Genomic DNA, 18,771 nt, shown 5'->3' on the forward strand with positions numbered 1-18,771 from the left:
GCAGCCCTTCAGGCCTTCTTAACAACTGGCCTGCCCTGCGATCCCCATGCGCCCAGCTCTGCTCGACACTTTTTTCCCGATCCTGCCCCGCATGCGCCTTGCTGCGCAGCGCCTGTGCGTGTCCGGGGACTGGTCCGGCCGACTGGCCGCCTCCGGCTAGCGGGCACGCGTTCCCCGATCCGCTTCCCATCCCGCATCCGCCGAGCCATCGCCAGGCCGGAGCCTCTCTTTCTTCTTCGAGACGCCTCATGACTCCCAGGATTTCCCCGCTCACTTCGGCCGTGTTGCTGACGCTGTCCGCTCCTGCCCTCGCCCAGCCTGGCGATGCGCCGGCGCCTCCGGGCGCGGTCGATCTGGACGCCATCCGGGTGCAGCAGGAACGCGCGCAGAAGCCGTCCTCGCCCAAGTACACCGAGGTGCTGCGCGACACGCCGCAGACGATCACCGTGGTCACCAAGCAGACCATGGACCAGCAGAACCTGCTGTCGCTGCGCGATGTGCTGAGCACCCTGCCCGGCATCACCTTCGGCGCCGGCGAAGGCGGCGGTGGCTATGGCGACAGCATCAACCTGCGCGGCTTCACCGCCAGCAGCGACATCACCACCGATGGCGTGCGCGACAGCGCGCAGTACAGCCGCAGCGACACCTTCAACCTGGAAGCGGTGGAGCTGATCAACGGCGCCAACTCGGCCATGTCAGGCGCCGGCTCGGTCGGCGGCAACATCAATCTGGTCACCAAGACCGCCGGCCAGGGCGACTTCACCCACGTCGTGGTCGGTGGCGGCAGCGACCGCTATGGCCGGCTGACTGCCGACAGCAATTACGACTTCGAAAACGGCACCGCCGTGCGCCTGAACGCGATGGGTCACACCCAGGACGTGCCGGGGCGCGACGAGGAGTTCCGTCATCGCTGGGGCTTTGCGCCGTCGGTGGCGTTCGGCCTGGGCTCGGATACCCGCTTCACCCTGAGCTACCTGCACCAGCACGACAACAACCTGCCGCAGTACGGCGTGCCGTTCGCACTCAGCCCGTTCAACGACGGCCCGCTGCCGGGCGTGGACCCGGAGACCTTCTTCGGTTACCGCAATACCTCGCGTCAGGAAATCGACGTGGACATGCTGACCGGCGTGCTGGAAATGGATTTCGACGACAACGTCAAACTGCGCAGCCTGGCGCGCGTGCAGCGCGTCGACCAGACCACCAATGCCACCGCACCGCAGGGCACCTGGTGCCTGCCCAACGGCACCGACCCGTACACCGGCCGCGCCTGCGTCGGCCAACCGGCGGCCAGCTGGAACCCCAACAGCGGCCCGCGCGGCCTGGTCCGCGAGACGGAAAACTTCATCGCGCACAGCCAGACCGACCTGACCGCCACCTTGCATACCGGCGCCATCGAGCACCGTGTGGTCGCAGGCGTGGCCTTCAGCAAGGAAGATTTCGAACTCAATAGCGGCACCACCTTCCGCAATGCCGATGGCTCCACCACCGGCATCACCTACCCGGTGCAGTCCTTCGACAATCCGTACAACATCTGGACCGGCCCGCAGAATTACTTCCGCACCGGGCGCAGCAAGGGCAGCCTGACCAATCAGGCGGTGTACCTGTTCGACACGCTGCAGTTCAACGAACAGTGGATGCTCAACCTCGGCGGCCGCTACGAGCACAACGAAGGCGACAGCACCACCTACACCGTCAACGCCGCCGGCAACGTCACCGGTGTGAGCGCGGGCTTCCCGGCCGGCAGCGAAGAGGACCTGTTCTCGTATCGCGCCGGTCTGGTGTTCAAGCCGGCCGAGAATGCCAGCCTGTATCTGTCCTACGCCAACAGCAAGACGCCGTCCAAGGCCTCGGTCAACGGCTCGTGCACGCCGATCGCCACGGCCACCGCCGGTGCCAACTGCAATGTCGAGCCGGAAACGGCGGTCAACATCGAACTGGGCGGCAAGTGGGACGTGCTGGACCAGCGTCTGGCACTGACCGCTGCGCTGTTCCGCAACGAGCGCGAAAACTACAAGGTCAACAGCGGCGATCCGCTGATCCCCGAGCAGGTGCTGGATGGCAAGGCACGGGTGGACGGCATCGCGCTCGGCGCCGCCGGTTACCTGACCGACCGCTGGTCGATCTTCGCCAACTACACCTTCCTGGACAGCGAAGTGCTGCAGAGCGTGTCCAACCGCACCGAGAGCCTCACCGGCGACCCGGTGGCCGGACGCGACCTGGTGCAGACCCCGCGCAATGCCGGCAACATCTGGACCACCTATACGCTCAACCAGTGGACCTTCGGCTACGGCGTCACCTACCAGGGCGGTTTCTATCCCAACAACGCCTCGGCCGCGGCCTATCGCAAGACCGACGACTACTGGGTGCACCGCGCGATGGTCGGCCTGCGCGTCAACGACTGGCTCAGCCTGCAGTTGAACGTCAACAACCTGTTCGACGAGGAGTACTACACCAGCGTGCGCAACAACCTCACCGTCAATGCGGCCGGCACCGTCACCGCCGGCAGTGGCTGGGCACTTCCGGGCGAAGGCCGCTCGGCGGTGTTGAGCGCCACCTTCAGTTTCTGACCCACTGACACGCCGCCCGCACGACGCGGGCGGCGTGGAGACCACCGCATGTTGCTGCCCATTCCCGATGTGCTCAGCCCCGCCCAGCTCGCCGAGCTGCGCGCGCGGCTGGACGCGGCCGACTGGGCGGACGGCCGCATCACCGCCGGCCATCAGTCGGCGCAGGCCAAGGACAACGCACAACTGCCCGAAGACAGCGCCGTCGCACGCGAGGCCAGCGCGCTGGTGCTGGACGCACTCTCGCGCAGCAGCACGTTCTTTTCGGCGGTATTGCCGCGGCGCATCTATCCGCCGCTGTTCAATCGCTACAGCGGCGGGCAATCGTTCGGCTACCACGTCGACAACGCGATCCGCTACGACCGCAGTCGCGGCGGCGCTGATCCCGTGCGCACCGATGTCTCCGCTACCTTGTTTCTCAGCGACCCGGACAGCTACGACGGCGGCGAGCTGGTGATCGAAGACACCTACGGCACGCAGTCGGTGAAGCTGCCGGCCGGGCACCTGGTGATCTATCCCGGCACCAGCCTGCATCGGGTGATGCCGGTGACCCGCGGCGCCCGTGTCGCCTGTTTCTTTTGGACGCAAAGCATGCTGCGCGACGATGCGCAGCGTCGCCTGCTGTTCGAACTGGACGTGTCGATCCGGCGGCTCACCCAGGACACCCCTGGCCATCCGTCGCTGATCCAGCTCACCGGCGTGTATCACAACCTGTTGCGGCAATGGGCCGATGTCTGAGCCCGCACTGGACCCGGCGCAGCTGATCGAGCTGCTGCACACGCAGCCCGATCGCGCGGTCGCGCTGCTACGCAAGGCCGCCGAGCGCCAGGATCTGGCGGCGCAACTGCTGCTCGCCCAGCTCTACGCCGAAGGCCGCGGCATCCCCGCCGATCCGGCCATGGCGATGCTGTGGTACGAGGTCGCCGCCAATGCCGGGCATGCGGAAGCGATGAACCAGTTGGGGCGCTGCCACGAACTGGGCTTCGGCACCGCGTGCAATGAGGTGCTGGCGGCGCTGTGGTACCGCCGCGCCGCCGAGCATGGGCTGGATTGGGGCATGTACAACCTCGCCCATCTGTACGGCTCCGGCCGCGGCGTGGCGCAGGACCACGCGCAGGCGTTGGCGCTGTATCGCACCGCCGCCGAACGCGGACATGCCAAATCGATGAACTTCGTGGCGCGCTATCTCGACCAGGGCCTGGCCTGCGCTGCCGATCCGGTCGCCGCGCGCCACTGGTACCGACGTTCCGCCGAAGCCGGCGATTTCCGCGGCCAGGCCGGTTACGCGACCTTGCTCGCAGACGCCGGCGACATCGATCAGGCCGAGCGATGGATGCGCCGTGCGATCGCCGGCGGGCATGCCGGCTTCCTGCAACAGCTCACACCGCTGCTGGCGGGTGCAACGCAACCACGTCTGCGCGCGTTGCTGAGCGAAGTGGCCGCGCGGCAATCGCACCTGCAGCCGTCGCTCGCAGTGGATGTGGCCTGAGCGCGCCATGGCGACCTCCAACGACACTCTTGCCACCTCCCAGCAACGCCGCGGTTTCTGGCTGCGCATGCTGCATCAATGGCACTGGATCAGTTCGGCGCTGTGCCTGATCGGTATGCTGCTGTTCGCCATCACCGGGCTGACCTTAAACCATGCCGCGCGCATCGAAGCCAGCCCCTCGACCGAACACCGCACGCTCACGCTGCCGCCGGCCCTGCTCAAGTCCCTGGGCAGCCGCGAGGACGGCGATGCCCCGCTGCCGCCACGCGTGGCGCAATGGCTGGGGCGTGAGCTGGATATCAGCATCGGCACGCGTGCCGGCGAATGGTCGGCCGACGAGGTGTATCTGGCGCTGCCGCGTCCTGGTGGCGATGCCTGGCTGAGCCTGGACCGCAGCACCGGCGCGATCGAATACGAGCGTACCGGGCGCGGCGCCATCGCCTATCTCAACGATCTGCACAAGGGACGCAATGCCGGGCCGGCCTGGGGCTGGTTCATCGACGTGTTCGCCATCGCCTGCCTGGTGTTCTGCATCACCGGGCTGTTCCTGCTGCATCTGCATGCCCGCCAGCGCCGCATGACCTGGCCATTGGTCGGCCTGGGTCTGCTGATTCCGTTGCTGCTCGCCCTGCTGTTGATCCACTGACTTTTTCCTACCGGAGACGATCATGCGCGCCACCCTGACCATCGCCCTGAGCGGCCTGCTCGCCATGCCGGCATACGCCGCCACGCTCGACATCAACGTCGAGATCCCCAAGCTCAACGTCGCCGAATATCACCGCCCGTACGTGGCGATCTGGCTGGAAGGTGCGGACCAGAAGGTCGCCGCCAATCTGGCGGTCTGGTATCAATCCAAGGACACCGCCGAAGGCCACGGCACCAAGTGGCTGCCGGACCTGCGCCAGTGGTGGCGCAAGAGCGGGCGCACCCTCGAGGTGCCGGTCGACGGCGTCACCGGCCCCACCCGTCCGGCCGGCGCGCATGCGCTGTCGTTCTCCGACACCAAGGGCGCATTGAAGTCGCTGCCGCCCGGCCAGTACACGCTGGTGGTGGAAGCCGCGCGCGAGGTCGGCGGCCGCGAGCTGGTCAAGGTGCCCTTTACCTGGCCGGCAAAGTCTGCGCAGACCACCAAGGCCAGCGGCAGCAGCGAGCTCGGCGCCATCAGCCTGGTCGCCAAACCCTGAGCATTGCCTGCTGGTGGCGGCCGCGCGCAGCACACGCGGCCGGCCACGGCGCAGGTGCGCAGTGCATCGCGTTGCCAGACACATTCGCTTTCCACGCATCCACGCAGCGCCATACCTGCGCGCTGATCAGACACGTGACCCACCGTCCTCATCGTCCTTCAAGGAGTTGTCATGAAACGTTCGCTCGTCCTGATCGCCATGCTCGCCGCACTGCCGCTCAGCGCACTCGCCCACAAGGCCTGGTTGCTGCCGTCGCAGACCGTCATCGCCGGTGAGGCGCCGTGGATCACCGTGGATGCAGCGGTGTCCAACGACCTGTTCTACTTCAACCACGTGCCGCTGCGCCTGGACAACCTGAGCATCACCGCGCCCGATGGCAGCGCGCTCAAGCCGGAAAATCCGGCCACCGGCAAGTACCGCAGCGTGTTCGACCTGCAGCTCACCCAGCCCGGCACCTACAAGCTGAGCATCGTCAACGCCGGCCTGTTCGCCAGCTGGAAGCAAGACGGCAAGCCCAAGCGCTGGCGTGGCGACGAAACCCGCTTCGCCACCGAGGTGCCGAAGAACGCGCAGGATCTGCAGGTCTCGCAGTCCTTCAACCGGGTGGAGACCTTCGTCACCCGCGGTGCGCCGACCACCACGGTCTTCAAGCCCGCCGGCAAGGGCATCGAGTTGATTCCGGTGACCCATCCCAACGATCTGGTCGCCGGCGAAGCGGCGCAATTCACGCTGCAGCTGGATGGCAAACCGGCCGCCGGGCTGGAGGTAGAGATCGTGCGCGGCGGCACCCGCTATCGCGATGCGCAGAACGAGATCAAGCTCAAAACCGATGCCAAGGGCGGCTTCAGCGTGACCTGGCCGGAACCGGGCATGTACTGGCTGGAAACCACCACCGAAGACACCAAGACCTCGCTGCCGCAGGCCAAGCAGCGCCGCCTGGGCTATGTCGCCACCCTGGAAGTATTGCCGCAGTAATCTGCCGGCACGCGGCAGGAGCGCACACAGCGTGCATCCTGCCGCCCCATCCTCATAAGACCCGTCCATGCCCGCATCGTCTTCCGCCGACCACGCCATTGCCACGCTCGGCGGCCGCAGCATGGGCACCACCTGGAGCGTGAAGCTGGTGGCGCCGCGCGGACGCGATCTGCACCCCTTGCATGCGTGCATCCAGGCCGCGCTGGATCGCGTGGTCGCGCAGATGAGTACCTGGGAGGCCGATTCGGATATCAGCCGTTACAACCGCGCACCGGCGGGCAACTGGCACCACCTGCCCGACGAATTCCACGCAGTGCTGAGCACAGCATTGGAGATCGCACAGGCCAGCGAGGGTGCCTTCGATCCCACGGTTGGCCCGATGGTCGAGCTATGGGGCTTCGGCGCCGCCGGCACGCGCCGGCGTGTGCCGGAAGCGCAGGCGATCGCATTGGCGAGCCTGCGTTGCGGCTGGCAACGCCTGCAGCTGGATGGCAAGCGTGTGCTGCAGCCGGGCGCAGCGGCGCTGGATCTGTCCGGCATCGCCAAGGGCTTCGGTGTGGACTGCGTGCATCGCGCATTGCTGCAGTCGGGTATCGACAGTGCATTGATCGAGGTCGGCGGCGAATTGTTCGGTTACGGACGCAAGCCCGATGCCAGCGCGTGGCGCGTGCTGGTCGAATCCGCCCCCGACGAAGATGCCGGCAGCGCACTGCCGGCACGCGTGCTGGTGCTGGACGGTCTGGCGGTCGCCACCTCCGGCGATCGCTGGCACCGCTTCGATGCCGGCGGCACACGCTACACGCACACCTTCGACCCACGCACCGGCGCGCCCGTTCCGCATGCCCCTGCGGCGGTCACCGTACTCGCGCCCGATGCGATGCAGGCCGATGCCTGGGCCACCGCGATGACCGTGCTTGGCGTTGATGCCGGTCTTGCCCATGCACGCAAGGCGGACCTGGCCGTGCGATTCCTGGCACGCAAGGACGGCATCCTGCTCGAATCCATGAGCCCGGCATTCGAACGCCACCTGTCCGCGTCATGAGCAACACCACCTCACGCGTGTGGCTGGGCAACGGGCTCGCTCTGCTGGCGCTTGCGGTCATCGTCGGCTGGCTGGCCGGCCTGCATGAGGGCGCATGGTGGAGCCCACCCACGCCGCATCGCTGGCAACTGGCAGCGCTCGGCCTGGCAATGTATCTGGGCCTGTGCGCGGTCGTGCTGCTGCGTGCCCGCAAGCGCGTCGGCGCACAACGCGCAGACGCCAGCGGCGTGTTGATCGTCTGGGCAAGCCAGACCGGATTTGCGCGTGAGCTGGCGCAACGCAGCGTTGCCGCGCTGCAATCGGCCGGCGTCGGTGCGCATGCGCTGCCGATCGAAGCCGTCGATAGCGATCAACTCGCACGCGTGCCGCGGCTGCTGTGCATCGTCAGCACCACCGGCGAGGGCGATGCGCCCGACCATGCGCAGGCCGCCGAGCGCGCCTGGCGTGCCGACCACGCGCAGGATCTGACGGCGGTGCAGTACGCAGTGCTGGCGCTTGGCGACCGTGGTTACGCGCACTACTGCGCGTTCGGCCGGCGCCTCGACGATCGCCTGCAGGCGCGCGGCGCCACTCGCCTGTTCGAACGCATCGAGGTCGATAACGCTGACCCCAACGCCCTGCAGCACTGGCAACGCCGTCTGGCGGAACTGGCACCCGCACTGGCGACGCAACCCGACTGGAGCCTGCCCACCTACACCACCTGGCAGCTACGCGAACGTGTCCACGTCAATCCCGGCAGTGCGGGTACGCCGATTTACCGGCTGCGCCTGACGCCATGCGATGGCGCATTGCTGCAGTGGAGCGCAGGCGATATCGCGGAGATCGCACCGCGTCACGCCCCGGATGCGGTCGAGTCCTGGCTGCGGCGTAACCACTACGATGGCGCGCAGCAGATCGACGGCCGCCCCCTGCGCGACTGGCTCGGCGGCGCGCAACTTCCCGTCGATACCGATGCCGCTCTCGGTATCGATGTGGATGCTGGTGCCAGTCTCAGCGATGGTGCTGGTGCTGGTGCTGGTACTGGCGCCGATGCCGATGCCGATGCCGAAGTCAAAATCGACCTAATTACGGACATAGGTAAAGGCACTGATACAGCTACGGGAACAGCCACAGGTACAACTTCACCACTGGACGCAGATGCGTTGGTGCGCAGTTTGGCCGCCCTGCCCCATCGCGACTATTCGCTTGCCTCCATCCCCGAGGAAGGCCATGCAGAACTGCTGGTGCGCGAGCATCGGCACGCCGACGGCAGCCTGGGGCTGGGTAGCGGCTGGCTCTGCGTCCATGCACCGATCGGCGCAGCCATCGCGCTGCGCTTGCGCAGCAACCCCGGCTTCCACCCACCCGCACCCGACCAGCCGATGCTGCTGATCGGCAACGGCACCGGCATCGCCGGTCTGCGCGCGCATCTACGTGCACGCATCGCAGCCGGCGCGCGGCGCAACTGGCTGCTGTTCGGCGAACGCAATGCCGCGCACGACGCGCTGTATGCCGACGAGTTGCAGCAGTGGCATCAGGACGGCTGGATCGAACGCCTGGATTTTGTCTACTCGCGCGATCAACCACAGCCACCGCATTACGTCCAACACGCGCTGGCCGCAGCCGCCGATCGCCTGCGTCATTGGATTGATCAAGGTGCCTGCATCTATGTCTGCGGCAGTCTGCGCGGCATGGCACCCCAACTCGACCGCACGCTGGATTGCATCCTCGGAGCCGATGTCAGACAGGAACTGCTGGGCAGCGGGCGCTATCGCCGCGACGTGTACTGAACCATCGCACGCGGCACCGCCAAAAGCGCTCAACAAAGCGATTACGCAGATACTCACAGCGCGTCTGCTGCTGAAATCCGCAACATCCCTGCTTGCGGTGGCTGCGCGCTAGACGCACCGGCTGATCCAGGACCGCGCTCCGGCTTCCCCATTCTCTCTCGATCACCGCATTACGCTGCCAGATCGACCAGATTGCTCGTTGTCGCGCTGCCGCCAATGCTGCGGTACTGCCCCACGGCCATCTGCATCAACGCTGCATAGGCCTGCTGTGTGCCGTCGCTGCTGGATGCATCGGCCGATGACGGCGGTCGCGGCGGCGGATCGCGTGGCTGCATCGCCTCCTGCAGTTCCTGCAGACTCAGCGCCCCGCTCTTGTCGCTGTCGAGCAGGTCCAGCAGCTGCGTGCTCGACGCACTGTCGCCATTGACCAGCGTGCTCAATTCACCGCTGCTGACACTGTCGTCGCCATCGCTGTCCAGGCCGGCAAACAACGACTGCACATCCTGTCCTTGCTCACCCGGCGGTGGCGGAGGCGGCGGCAAGGCCTGCGCCAGTTCGCTCTCGCTGACGGTGCCGCCACCATCCTGATCGAGCATGCTCAGCAACCCGTCGATGTCGATCTTGCTGTCGTCATCGCTATTGGACGACAGCGCGGTCGATAGCTCGGACGCGGTCAGGCTGCCATCGCTGTCGCTATCGATGGATTTGAACAACTGCGTCAGCGGATTGGTTTTTTCCGCCTGTGCGGCGGATGCGGCGTTGCCGGTGGTCGCACTGCGGCTTGCATAGGACGGGTAGGCGGCATAGCCGGCTCCGACCGAGCTGATGGTACTCATTGGTTTCCCCCTGGAATTGCCGGAACCACTTCCGGCGCCTGCACTGTTCCCTAGCCAGTTGGCACAGCGATGCCGTCGCTTGTCTGCCTTGACACGAACGCATCCGGGCACGTGCGGAGGAGCGCGCGATCTGCTTGCGGATACGTGAAACGACCTAGACCGGGCTCACCCGGATCGCCAGCAATTCGCCGCCGCCATCGAGCACATGGCGCGTGCGCGTGGAGGCACTCAGCCACGCGGTATCGCCGGCAGCCAACGGTGGCAGGCCACTCTCGCGCCCAAAGCTGGCCTGGCCTGCCAGCAGGTGGATCGCCCAGGCGCTGCGCGGGTCGGCGAAAAACAGCATGGTGCCGACCAGCGGCCGGTGCAGCAGTTCGGTCTGCAGCCGATCGCGCCGCCACATCAGGTTGAAATCCTGGGTCGGCCCGTCGAGCAGCGTGGCATGTACCGTTTCCTCGCCTGCAAATCGGACGCGCTGGTGCGGCGGCAGCAACTCGCAGCTGCGATGACTGCTGCCAGGGGCGTCGGTACGGCCATTGGTGCCGACGTCATGGCCGCCGTGATCAGAGCCACTGCCCTCATTGCCACTGCCGCTATCGCTTTTGCTGACACCGCCGCTAGTAGCCGTGCCGATGCCAATGCCGGTGCCGATGCCGGTGCCGGTGCTGGTATCGCTGCCCATACCGCTGGCAGCATCGCCAAACTGCAGCCGCATGCCATTGCCGTGTAACAGCACCAGCTCGCGATCGATGCCCGGGAATGCGGAAAACGCCGCGTCCTGCTCGATCTCGGCGATCGACAGGCGTAGCGACCACGCATCGGCTTCGCCGAGACGCAGGATCTCGCGCGTCCAGCCCAATTGATTGCGCCACCGCTCACGGCGGTACTCGGTGGCCGGAATCACCCGGCTGCTCAGGTCTGTCAGCTGCATGGGCACATTGTGCCGCAAGCGCGGCGCCAGCCCGTCATGCGGTGCTTCAGGGCTGCTGATGTGCCCTAGGCTCAATGCCCCTCAACTGCAGGGTGTGGCCGAGACCCACGAAGCGGCTGGTGCCTCACGGAGTGAGTAGCGCTTCATACGGCGAGCACTGCTTTCCCGCAGTTACAAACGCTTGCGTGCGCTCGCAACCCACGCGGACCCAAAACGAAAAACGCCCGGCTGCACATCCAAGTGCAACACCGGGCGATTCCACGTCCTTGTCGGCTTCCAGCCATCCCCCAGACATCCTGTCCAGTTAGGTTGCGGCCACGCATCCTCGCGTCGAACCGTATCTCGGATCCTTTCCCGTTAACGCCGTCCCACCGGTTTCACCGCCGCCCCCTTGGCAGCCTTCTTGGCGGGAGCCATCGTGGCTCCCACTTCGATCAGGTCTCGATTCCGTTCGACCGTCTTGAGTCCGATGCCCTTGACCAGTGCCAGTTCCTCGGCACTCTTGAAGGGACCGTTTGCCTGTCGGTGCTCGACGATTGCCTCGGCTTTTGATCGCCCGACGTTCGTCAGCACCTTGTCCAATTCCTCAGCAGACGCGGTGTTGATATCGACCTTGTCGAGTGCATACGCATTCGAGGACAACAGCAACACCAGTAGCAGGGACTTCAGGGCTACGGTAAATGACTTCATTGCAACGCTCCTTGTGGCTTGGGTGATGGTCCTAGCCAGCATTCCTGCCGGCCGAGCCAGTGTCCCGCGCCACATGCAGCAATCCTATCGCCAACGAACTTTTCACACAGCCGGTGAACTGCGCGCCGCCTTGTAGGGAAATACCTACCCCCAGGCACGGGCGTAGAATGTGCCATTACGTCACGTATTCGGAGCCTCCATGGACAGCGCCAAGATCGACCAATTCATCAGCGACACCTGGGACCGCGAGATCGTCCCGCAATTGGTCGATTACATTCGCATCCCCAATAAATCGCCGATGTTCGACGCCGATTGGGTCGCGCACGGCTACATGGAGCAAGCGGTCACCCTGATGGAAACCTGGGCGCGCGCGCAGGCCATCGAGGGCATGCAGGTCGAGGTGGTGCGCCTGGAAGGCCGCACGCCGTTGATCTTTATCGAGATTCCGGCAACCGGTGCCGAATCGGGCGACGACACCGTGCTGCTGTACGGCCACCTGGACAAGCAGCCGGAAATGACCGGCTGGGATGCGGACCTCGGCCCATGGGAGCCGGTGCTGCGCGACGACAAGCTGTACGGCCGCGGTGGCGCCGACGATGGTTACGCGATCTTCGGTTCGCTGGCGGCGGTACTGGCGCTGCGCACCCAGGGCCTGCCGCATGCGCGCTGCGTGGTGCTGATCGAGGCCTGCGAGGAATCCGGCAGCTACGACCTGCCGGCCTACGTCGACCATCTGGCCGCACGCATCGGCAAGCCATCGCTGGTGGTGTGCCTGGATTCGGGCTGCGGCAACTATGAGCAGCTGTGGTGCACCACCTCGCTGCGCGGGCTGACCGGCGGCAACCTGAGCGTGAAGGTGCTGGAGGAAGGCGTGCATTCGGGCGATGCCTCCGGCGTGGTGCCGTCCAGCTTCCGCCTGCTGCGCCAGTTGCTGTCGCGGATCGAGGACGAAGCCAGCGGTCGCATCCTGCTGGACGGACTGCATGTGCAGGTGCCGGCCGAACGGCTGGCGCAGGCCAAGGCCGCGGCGGCGACGCTGGATACCGCCATCTTTGACAAGTTCCCGATGGTCGAGGGCCTGGTGCCGATGCACGACGACCTCACCGAGCTGGTATTGAACCGCACCTGGCGCCCGGCGTTGTCGATCACCGGTGTGGATGGCATGCCGCCGCTGGCGTCGGCCGGCAACGTGCTGCGTCCGCAGACCGCGGTGAAGCTGTCGCTGCGTCTGCCGCCAACCGCCGACGGCAAGGCCTGTGGCGAACTGCTGAAAGAGGCCTTGCTGCGCGACCCACCGAACGGCGCACAGGTGACCCTAGAACTGGAAAAGGCCTCATCGGGCTGGAATGCGCCCGAGATGGCGCCATGGCTGGCAAAAGCCATCGACGACGCCAGCCTGGCGTTCTTCGACAAGCCGGCGATGTACATGGGCGAAGGCGGCTCGATCCCGTTCATGGGCATGCTGGGCGAGAAGTTCCCCGGCGCGCAGTTCATGATCACCGGCGTGCTCGGCCCGCATTCCAATGCGCATGGCCCCAACGAGTTCCTGCACATCCCGATGGGCAAGCGGGTCACGGCCTGCGTGTCCAAGGTGCTCGCAGAGCATCACGCCGCCTGCCTGCGCGGCGAGACCAGCGGCTCGCCGGTGGCGGCCGACAGCGGCACCCGTCATGGTGGGCATGGCTGCTGCTGATTGACCCCTGGACCGCCCCGCGCATGCCGGGGCGGCCCAGTGGCATTGCCGTGCGCTGCGGCACGCGCATGGACATAACCCCAACGCCTTCGTCGCAGTCGGTGCTGCCCATGTGGTTGCCGCAGCGGCGAATGCTAGTCTGCCGCTCCCACTTCCCTCGGTGCCTGCGATGAACAATCTTTTCGGTAGCGACAGCTGGCTTTACATCATTCTGGTCGGCTTCGTGGTCGGGCTGCTGGCGCGTTTCATCACGCCCGGCACGCAGCGACTGGGTTGCCTGCTGACCATCGTGCTGGGCATCGCCGGCGCAGTGGTGGCCAGCTGGTTCGGCCGCTACATGGGCTGGTACCACGCTGGCGAACCGGCCGGTTTCCTCGGCGCGTTGCTGGGTGCGATCGCGATCCTGGCGCTGCTGCGGCTGTTCAGCGGCAGCAAGCGTTGATCGACCCGGCGTCGCTGCCGACCTGGCGCCTCACTTCACGACACAGCATTCACCCATGACGTCATCGTTGACTCCCGATACCGCGCGCGCTGCGCTTCGTCTGCAATGGGCGAAGCAGGCGTTGAACGACCCTGAGGTCACGCTGCAGCGTGCCTCGGTCGATGCGGGATTCCGCAGTTACTGGCGTACCCAAGGACGCGGCGTGGACCGCATCCTGATGGATGCGCCACCTGCATTGGAAAACGTGGCGCCCTGGTTGCGCATGCACGCCCTGCTCGGCACCCACGGCGTGCGGGTGCCGCAGGTGCTTGCGCAGGATCTTGAAACCGGCTTCCTGCTGCTGGAAGACCTGGGCGTGCCGACCCTGGCGCAGGTGCTGACCGACGCCAATGCCGACGCGTTGCTGGATGCTGCGATCAGCCAGTTGCTGCTGCTGCAGCGCATTGCGCCGCCTGCCGACAGCGGCGTGTTCGGCGAGGCGCTGCTGCAACGCGATGCAGGCCTGTTCGAAGAATGGTTTCTTGGCCGCCACCTCGGCCTGCAGCTGGATTGCGGCCAGGCCGAGCAGCTGCAGTTGGTGCAGCGCCGCTTGATGGACAACGCACTGGCGCAGCCGCGTGTCTTTACCCACCGCGATTTCATGCCGCGCAATCTGATGCCGGTCGGCGACGGGCCAGCGGTGCTGGACTTCCAGGATTGCGTGATCGGGCCGATCGCCTACGACCCGATCAGTCTGTTCAAGGACACCTCGGTGAGTTGGCCGCTGGCGCGCGTGGATGGCTGGCTGGAGCGCTACCACGCGCGTGCCGCAGCGGCCGGATTGCCGGTGCCGCCGCTGGCGCAATTCCTGCGCGATGCGGACTGGATGGGCGTGCAGCGGCACCTGAAGAATCTCGGCATCTTCTCCCGCCTGAGCCATCGCGACGGCAAGCACTGGTATCTGGATAACGTGCCGCGTTTCATCGTCTATCTGGACGAGGTGTTGCCGCGTCATCCGGAACTTGCGCCACTGATCGGCCTGCTGGAAGACCTGGTCAAACCTGCCCTGGCGGCACGCTCCGCGCAGGCCGGCGCATGAAGGCACTGATCTTCGCCGCCGGTTTCGGCGAGCGCATGCGTCCGTTGACCGAGCGCACGCCCAAGCCCCTGCTGTCGGTCGGCGGCACACCGCTGATCGTCTGGCATCTGCGCAAGCTGGCCGCGCTGGGCGTGGACGAGGTGGTGATCAATACCTCGTGGCTGGCCGAGCAGTTTCCACAGGGACTGGGCGATGGCAGCGCGTTCGGGCTGCGGCTGACGTACTCCTTCGAGGGCGCCACCCCGCTGGAAACCGGCGGCGGCATGTTGCATGCGTTGCCGTTGCTGGGCGAGGCCCCGTTTCTGCTGGTCAACGGCGATATCTGGACCGATTTCGATTTCGCGCGGCTGTCGGCCGCACCGGCGGGCCTGGCGCAGTTGGTGCTGGTCGATCAACCCGCCTATGCCGCGCGCGCAGACTTTGCGCTGGATGCCGATGGCAAGGTGCGCGCAGATCTGCCCGCGACGCTGACCTACGCCGGCATCGGCATGTATCGACCGGCGTTGCTGCGCGATTGGCAGTCGGTCATCGGCCAGCTCCCAGAGCACCCCGGCACCGCGCCGCGCTTCGCGCTGGCGCCGATCCTGCGCGCGCAGATGGCATCAGGCCTGATCGATGGTATCCACCATGCCGGGCGCTGGACCGATGTCGGCACGCCGCAGCGATTGGCGGAGCTGGATGCCCGGTTGCTGCGCGACGGCGGCTGATCGCAACCACGCCGCTGCAAATGCCTGGCCGCGCGTCGCGCATTGCTAGAACTCCAAACACCGACCATCTCGCCGGACTTGCAGCCAAACCGCCGGCGCCGCTCCTGCTCTTGTCCATGCGCACCGACCATCCCGACAGGTCCTTGCCCGCCTACCGTCGCGGGACCTTGAGCGGCATGGATGCCGCGCCAGAGCCCACAAGGACGTACTTGCGGCGTGTCCCGCGATGGTAGGCGGGCAAGGGCCATTCAACCAACCTGCAAATCAGCCGCTCTGCAAGCTTCAGGCGTGGTGCCTCAAGTACCTGGACACTGCTTTAGATGTGCCTGAAGGGAAGCGCGAAGCAACCTGCGCCTACCTAGCGCTGAGCGCACTACTTACGTCAGCCGCTCGAAGAGCCGCGATCCTCCAGCACCCGACGCAGGAACGGCACGGTGATGCGGCGCTTGGCAGCCAGCGATTCGCGATCCAGCCGGTCCAGCAATGCCACCAGTCCTGCCAGTTCGCGTTCGCTATGGGTCAGCAGCCAGTCGATTGCCGCCTCGTCCAACGCCAGTCCGCGCCGTTGCGCACGATCGCGCAACACCGCCGCGCGCCCTGCGTCGTCGAGCACCGGCAGGCTGATGCGGATGCATTGCGACAGCCGCGAGCGCAGATCCGGCAACACCAAGGCCAGGCCGTCGGGCATGTGCCGCGCGGTGTACAGCAAGGTGGTGCCGGCAGCGCGCGCGCGGTTGTGGAAATCGAACAGCGCCACTTCGTCGTCGCGCTGCCCGGCAATGCTTTCCACGCCATCCAGTGCGACCAGGCTGCGCCCTTCCAGCGCTTCCAGCGCATCGCGCAGCCGGCCAGTGGCGGCGTGCAGAGGCAGGTACGCCGGGTCACGCCCGGCCTGCTCGGCGGCCGCGCACACCGACAACGCCAGATGCGTCTTGCCGGTGCCGGCGGGGCCGGCCAGATACAGCCAGTCGCTCACCTGCCCGACTGCCAACGCCTGCAGTTGCGACAGCAGGCCGTCGGGCGCAGCGATGTAACTATCGAATCGCTGATCGGGCGGCGCGCGTAGCGCCAGTGGCAACTGCGGAACGCTCACAGCCGATCGGTGTCCTTGCCTGGGTCGATGATCACGCTGCGCTCGTTGGTGGACTGCAGCACGATGCCGGCACGTTCGCCCGCATACAGATCGCTGCGCGTGTACTGCTCATGCGCATAGCGCAGCAGCACATTGGCCACCGCCGCCACCGGCAGCGCCAGCAGCATGCCAAGGAAGCCGAACAACTGGCCGCCCGCCATCACCGCGAAGATCACCGCCACCGGATGCAGGCCGATCTTGTCGCCGACGATGCGCGGCGTCAGTACATAGCTTTCCAGCAGCTGGCCGACGGTGAACACCACGCCGACGCCGATCAGCAGCTTCAGGTCGAAACCCTGCGCCTGCACCACCGCCGCCAGCAGGGCGAGCACGATGCCGGTGGTGGCGCCCAGATACGGAATGAAGCTGATCAGGCCGGCAATGATGCCGATCAACAGGCCCAGATTGAGCCCGATGATGGACAGGCCGGCGGCATAGATCGCCCCCAGCGCCAGCATCACCAGGAACTGGCCACGGATGAAGCCACCCAGCACGTCGTTGGATTCCTGCGCCAGCCGGCTCACGGTGCCGATGTAGGCGCGCGGAATGACCGCGGCCACACGCTCGACCAGGCGGTCCCAGTCGCGCAGGAAATAGAACGCCAGGATCGGCAGCAACGCCAGGTTGATCACCCAGGTCACCATCGCAAAGCCCGACCGCTGCACGTAGCCGAAGAAGGTCTTGGCGGCGCCGCCGGCCTGCTCCCAGTGGCTGCGGATCCAGTCGATCAGGCGCTCCGGGTCCAGCCAGCCCATCAGCTCCACGCCGGTCTTGGCTTCCAGCCACGGGATCGCGGTACTGATCGCCCAGGCACGCATCTGCGGCAGCGCGTCGATCAGGGTCATGATCTGGCGCTCGATCATCGGCACCAGGATCATCAGCGCCAGCACGAACAGCAGCAGCGCCAGCACGAATACCAGCACCACCGCGATGTTGCGGGAGCGGCCGGCGCGCTCGATACGGTCCACCAGCGGGTCGCCCAGCCAGGCCAGCAGCAGCGCCAGCACGAACGGCGTCAGGATCGGCGACAGCAGTGATACCACCCACAGCACGCCGACAGTCACCGCCACCCATTTCAGGCGACGCAGAAACAGGGCGATCTCGGCTTCGGGAGTCAAAGTCATTTCAGGCGGTACTCGGCGTGCTCGTTTTCGAGAATGATCGGGCCCTCGGTCGGCACCGACACGGGCACCAACGGGCTGTTGTCGCCGAGCATACGGTTGAGGCCGGAAATGCCCGTGAGCAATTCCAGGTCCACTTCCATGCGGTCGCCATTGGCACTGACCGGGCGGATGCTGCGCACCACCGAAACGCCCTGCAGTGCGGCAGAGACGCGCAGGTAATCGTCGGCGCTGCCGATCCCGGTGATCACCGCGCGGTAGACCCCGGGCACCCCCGAATCCACCCGCTTGGCGTAACGCTTGACCAGCGCGTCGGCGGCGCCGTCGGCACCGGCAGCCATCGCGCGACGCGCGTCGGCGTCGCTGCTGGTCCAGCTGGACAGCACGTTGCCGTTGTCGACGAAGACCCAGTCGGCGGTCCAGCCGGCGTCATTGCGGTAGAGCTTGCCGATCAACTGCATCGGCGGGCTGTACTTGGCCGATGCGCGTGCCACCGTGGCGGTGTCCTTGCGCCAGATCGCGCCGGCCAGCACCTGCTCGGCGGCCGCACCGCCGGGCAGGCCGAGCCGGTAGCCGCGCTCGATCGCCCGGTCCAACACGCTGCGCGCGGCATTGGCCTGGCCCACGCCGACCAGGCGCGGGCCGCTGCCGTCGTCGATGGCCAGCCACAGCACCGGCTTGGGCCGCGGCAGCGGCCACACCGGCAGGCCCAGTGCGGCGATCAGGCCATCCACGTCCGATTGCCGGAAGCGCGCCACCAGCACGGTGCGAAAGGTCGGCGCGCCGGTGCGCGAGGTGCCCTGGTCCTGACGGTAGTCGTAGTTTTCGACATAGCCCGGCGCGCCGCGCAATGCCTGCGAGACGCCGGGGCGGCTCATCACGCCGCGGTCGCCGGACACCTTGCCCAGCACCGCACCGAGCGCGCGCGCCAGCGCACCGGGGCGATCGGACTCGCTCTGGCTGTTGACCGGCACTTCGGCCTCGTAGGCACTTTGCGCCTTGGCGACGTCGCCTTCGGTGCGTAGATCGGCCTGCGCAAAGGCTGGCGCGAGGGGCATGGCGACCACGAGGGCGAGAAAGAAAGCGAGACTGCGGCGCATCGACGGTTCCATGACGTA

Annotated in this window: 18 protein-coding genes; 12 read left to right on the plus strand and 6 right to left on the minus strand. The window is 66.6% G+C overall.

Annotated features, from left to right (window positions below; translation table 11 throughout):
* The first annotated feature begins 248 nt into the window (after window positions 1–248).
* From AC1PLS_RS14430 to AC1PLS_RS14465, 8 genes are all read left to right on the plus strand, one after another.
* Window positions 249–2,567 carry a TonB-dependent receptor gene (locus AC1PLS_RS14430; protein WP_065032568.1) on the plus strand — a complete coding sequence of 773 codons (2,319 nt, stop codon included), beginning with the start codon at window positions 249–251 and terminating at the stop codon, window positions 2,565–2,567.
* Between the two features lie 48 nt (window positions 2,568–2,615).
* Window positions 2,616–3,302 carry a Fe2+-dependent dioxygenase gene (locus tag AC1PLS_RS14435; RefSeq protein ID WP_047126919.1) on the plus strand — a complete coding sequence of 229 codons (687 nt, stop codon included), beginning with the start codon at window positions 2,616–2,618 and terminating at the stop codon, window positions 3,300–3,302.
* A complete protein-coding gene (locus AC1PLS_RS14440; protein WP_167709260.1) occupies window positions 3,295–4,053 on the plus strand; it encodes a tetratricopeptide repeat protein in 759 nt (252 codons plus the stop codon). Before AC1PLS_RS14435 ends, AC1PLS_RS14440 begins: the two co-directional genes overlap by 8 nt.
* Window positions 4,054–4,060: 7 nt before the next feature.
* Window positions 4,061–4,699 (plus strand): PepSY-associated TM helix domain-containing protein, encoded by a 639-nt coding sequence (locus tag AC1PLS_RS14445; RefSeq protein WP_046346011.1) that lies wholly within the window; start codon window positions 4,061–4,063, stop codon window positions 4,697–4,699.
* Between the two features lie 22 nt (window positions 4,700–4,721).
* Complete coding sequence (locus AC1PLS_RS14450; RefSeq protein WP_054591447.1) at window positions 4,722–5,237, plus strand: DUF2271 domain-containing protein; 516 nt, start codon at window positions 4,722–4,724, stop codon at window positions 5,235–5,237.
* Window positions 5,238–5,408: 171 nt separating this feature from the next.
* A complete protein-coding gene (locus AC1PLS_RS14455) occupies window positions 5,409–6,212 on the plus strand; it encodes a DUF4198 domain-containing protein (RefSeq protein WP_184378854.1) in 804 nt (267 codons plus the stop codon).
* Window positions 6,213–6,279: 67 nt separating this feature from the next.
* A complete protein-coding gene (locus AC1PLS_RS14460; protein WP_184378856.1) occupies window positions 6,280–7,254 on the plus strand; it encodes an FAD:protein FMN transferase in 975 nt (324 codons plus the stop codon).
* Window positions 7,251–9,023, plus strand: a complete 1,773-nt coding sequence (locus AC1PLS_RS14465) for a flavodoxin domain-containing protein (protein ID WP_481103804.1) — start codon at window positions 7,251–7,253, stop codon at window positions 9,021–9,023. The genes AC1PLS_RS14460 and AC1PLS_RS14465 overlap by 4 nt, the downstream gene beginning before the upstream one ends.
* Before the next feature lie 170 nt (window positions 9,024–9,193).
* Here AC1PLS_RS14465 and xopAW read toward each other — a convergent pair whose 3' ends face one another.
* The 3 genes from xopAW to AC1PLS_RS14480 all read right to left on the minus strand — a co-directional run bounded on the left by xopAW (window position 9,194) and on the right by AC1PLS_RS14480 (window position 11,522).
* Window positions 9,194–9,859 carry an EF-hand domain-containing protein gene (gene xopAW / locus AC1PLS_RS14470; protein ID WP_065032575.1) on the minus strand — a complete coding sequence of 222 codons (666 nt, stop codon included), beginning with the start codon at window positions 9,857–9,859 and terminating at the stop codon, window positions 9,194–9,196.
* A 154-nt stretch (window positions 9,860–10,013) separates the two neighbouring features.
* Window positions 10,014–10,790 (minus strand): HutD/Ves family protein, encoded by a 777-nt coding sequence (locus AC1PLS_RS14475; protein ID WP_184378860.1) that lies wholly within the window; start codon window positions 10,788–10,790, stop codon window positions 10,014–10,016.
* Window positions 10,791–11,147: 357 nt separating this feature from the next.
* The gene (locus AC1PLS_RS14480) at window positions 11,148–11,522 is read right to left on the minus strand and encodes a ComEA family DNA-binding protein (RefSeq protein ID WP_308409822.1); all 375 of its coding nucleotides are present in this window, start codon (window positions 11,520–11,522) and stop codon (window positions 11,148–11,150) included.
* Window positions 11,523–11,679: 157 nt separating this feature from the next.
* On the opposite strand from AC1PLS_RS14480, the gene AC1PLS_RS14485 reads away from it, so the two are divergent.
* The 4 genes from AC1PLS_RS14485 (at window position 11,680) to murU (ending at window position 15,400) form a co-directional block, all read left to right on the plus strand.
* Window positions 11,680–13,173, plus strand: a complete 1,494-nt coding sequence (locus tag AC1PLS_RS14485) for a M20 family metallopeptidase (RefSeq protein ID WP_046343644.1) — start codon at window positions 11,680–11,682, stop codon at window positions 13,171–13,173.
* A 169-nt stretch (window positions 13,174–13,342) separates the two neighbouring features.
* The gene (locus tag AC1PLS_RS14490; RefSeq protein ID WP_006452367.1) at window positions 13,343–13,615 is read left to right on the plus strand and encodes a GlsB/YeaQ/YmgE family stress response membrane protein; all 273 of its coding nucleotides are present in this window, start codon (window positions 13,343–13,345) and stop codon (window positions 13,613–13,615) included.
* Between the two features lie 55 nt (window positions 13,616–13,670).
* On the plus strand, window positions 13,671–14,693 hold the full coding sequence (locus tag AC1PLS_RS14495) for an aminoglycoside phosphotransferase family protein (RefSeq protein WP_184378862.1): 1,023 nt from the start codon (window positions 13,671–13,673) through the stop codon (window positions 14,691–14,693).
* Window positions 14,690–15,400: an N-acetylmuramate alpha-1-phosphate uridylyltransferase MurU gene (gene murU, locus AC1PLS_RS14500; protein WP_184378864.1), complete on the plus strand. Its 711-nt coding sequence runs from the start codon at window positions 14,690–14,692 to the stop codon at window positions 15,398–15,400. The genes AC1PLS_RS14495 and murU overlap by 4 nt, the downstream gene beginning before the upstream one ends.
* Window positions 15,401–15,782: 382 nt before the next feature.
* Here murU and hda read toward each other — a convergent pair whose 3' ends face one another.
* From hda to AC1PLS_RS14515, 3 genes are read right to left on the minus strand one after another with little or no spacing between them, the layout of a single operon-like run.
* Complete coding sequence (gene hda / locus AC1PLS_RS14505) at window positions 15,783–16,493, minus strand: DnaA regulatory inactivator Hda (protein WP_184378866.1); 711 nt, start codon at window positions 16,491–16,493, stop codon at window positions 15,783–15,785.
* Window positions 16,490–17,656 carry an AI-2E family transporter gene (locus AC1PLS_RS14510; protein ID WP_016904627.1) on the minus strand — a complete coding sequence of 389 codons (1,167 nt, stop codon included), beginning with the start codon at window positions 17,654–17,656 and terminating at the stop codon, window positions 16,490–16,492. Before AC1PLS_RS14510 ends, hda begins: the two co-directional genes overlap by 4 nt.
* Window positions 17,653–18,765, minus strand: coding sequence for a DUF2066 domain-containing protein (locus tag AC1PLS_RS14515; RefSeq protein ID WP_046343651.1), 1,113 nt, complete (start codon window positions 18,763–18,765; stop codon window positions 17,653–17,655). The genes AC1PLS_RS14510 and AC1PLS_RS14515 overlap by 4 nt, the downstream gene beginning before the upstream one ends.
* Window positions 18,766–18,771: the final 6 nt, after the last annotated feature.

The organism is Xanthomonas sp. NCPPB 3218 (assembly GCF_056725185.1).

Excerpts from the sequence above, each read along its gene's own strand:
- AC1PLS_RS14510 (WP_016904627.1), bottom strand. The coding sequence starts at position 17,656 with ATGACTTTGACTCCCGAAGCCGAGATCGCCCTGTTTCTGCGTCGCCTG.
- AC1PLS_RS14430 (WP_065032568.1), top strand. The coding sequence starts at position 249 with ATGACTCCCAGGATTTCCCCGCTCACTTCGGCCGTGTTGCTGACGCTG.
- AC1PLS_RS14495 (WP_184378862.1), top strand. The coding sequence starts at position 13,671 with ATGACGTCATCGTTGACTCCCGATACCGCGCGCGCTGCGCTTCGTCTG.
- xopAW (WP_065032575.1), bottom strand. The coding sequence starts at position 9,859 with ATGAGTACCATCAGCTCGGTCGGAGCCGGCTATGCCGCCTACCCGTCC.
- AC1PLS_RS14490 (WP_006452367.1), top strand. The coding sequence starts at position 13,343 with ATGAACAATCTTTTCGGTAGCGACAGCTGGCTTTACATCATTCTGGTC.
- AC1PLS_RS14440 (WP_167709260.1), top strand. The coding sequence starts at position 3,295 with ATGTCTGAGCCCGCACTGGACCCGGCGCAGCTGATCGAGCTGCTGCAC.
- AC1PLS_RS14485 (WP_046343644.1), top strand. The coding sequence starts at position 11,680 with ATGGACAGCGCCAAGATCGACCAATTCATCAGCGACACCTGGGACCGC.
- AC1PLS_RS14465 (WP_481103804.1), top strand. The coding sequence starts at position 7,251 with ATGAGCAACACCACCTCACGCGTGTGGCTGGGCAACGGGCTCGCTCTG.
- AC1PLS_RS14475 (WP_184378860.1), bottom strand. The coding sequence starts at position 10,790 with ATGCAGCTGACAGACCTGAGCAGCCGGGTGATTCCGGCCACCGAGTAC.
- AC1PLS_RS14435 (WP_047126919.1), top strand. The coding sequence starts at position 2,616 with ATGTTGCTGCCCATTCCCGATGTGCTCAGCCCCGCCCAGCTCGCCGAG.
- AC1PLS_RS14480 (WP_308409822.1), bottom strand. The coding sequence starts at position 11,522 with ATGCTGGCTAGGACCATCACCCAAGCCACAAGGAGCGTTGCAATGAAG.
- AC1PLS_RS14515 (WP_046343651.1), bottom strand. The coding sequence starts at position 18,765 with ATGGAACCGTCGATGCGCCGCAGTCTCGCTTTCTTTCTCGCCCTCGTG.
- AC1PLS_RS14455 (WP_184378854.1), top strand. The coding sequence starts at position 5,409 with ATGAAACGTTCGCTCGTCCTGATCGCCATGCTCGCCGCACTGCCGCTC.
- AC1PLS_RS14460 (WP_184378856.1), top strand. The coding sequence starts at position 6,280 with ATGCCCGCATCGTCTTCCGCCGACCACGCCATTGCCACGCTCGGCGGC.
- AC1PLS_RS14445 (WP_046346011.1), top strand. The coding sequence starts at position 4,061 with ATGGCGACCTCCAACGACACTCTTGCCACCTCCCAGCAACGCCGCGGT.
- AC1PLS_RS14450 (WP_054591447.1), top strand. The coding sequence starts at position 4,722 with ATGCGCGCCACCCTGACCATCGCCCTGAGCGGCCTGCTCGCCATGCCG.
- murU (WP_184378864.1), top strand. The coding sequence starts at position 14,690 with ATGAAGGCACTGATCTTCGCCGCCGGTTTCGGCGAGCGCATGCGTCCG.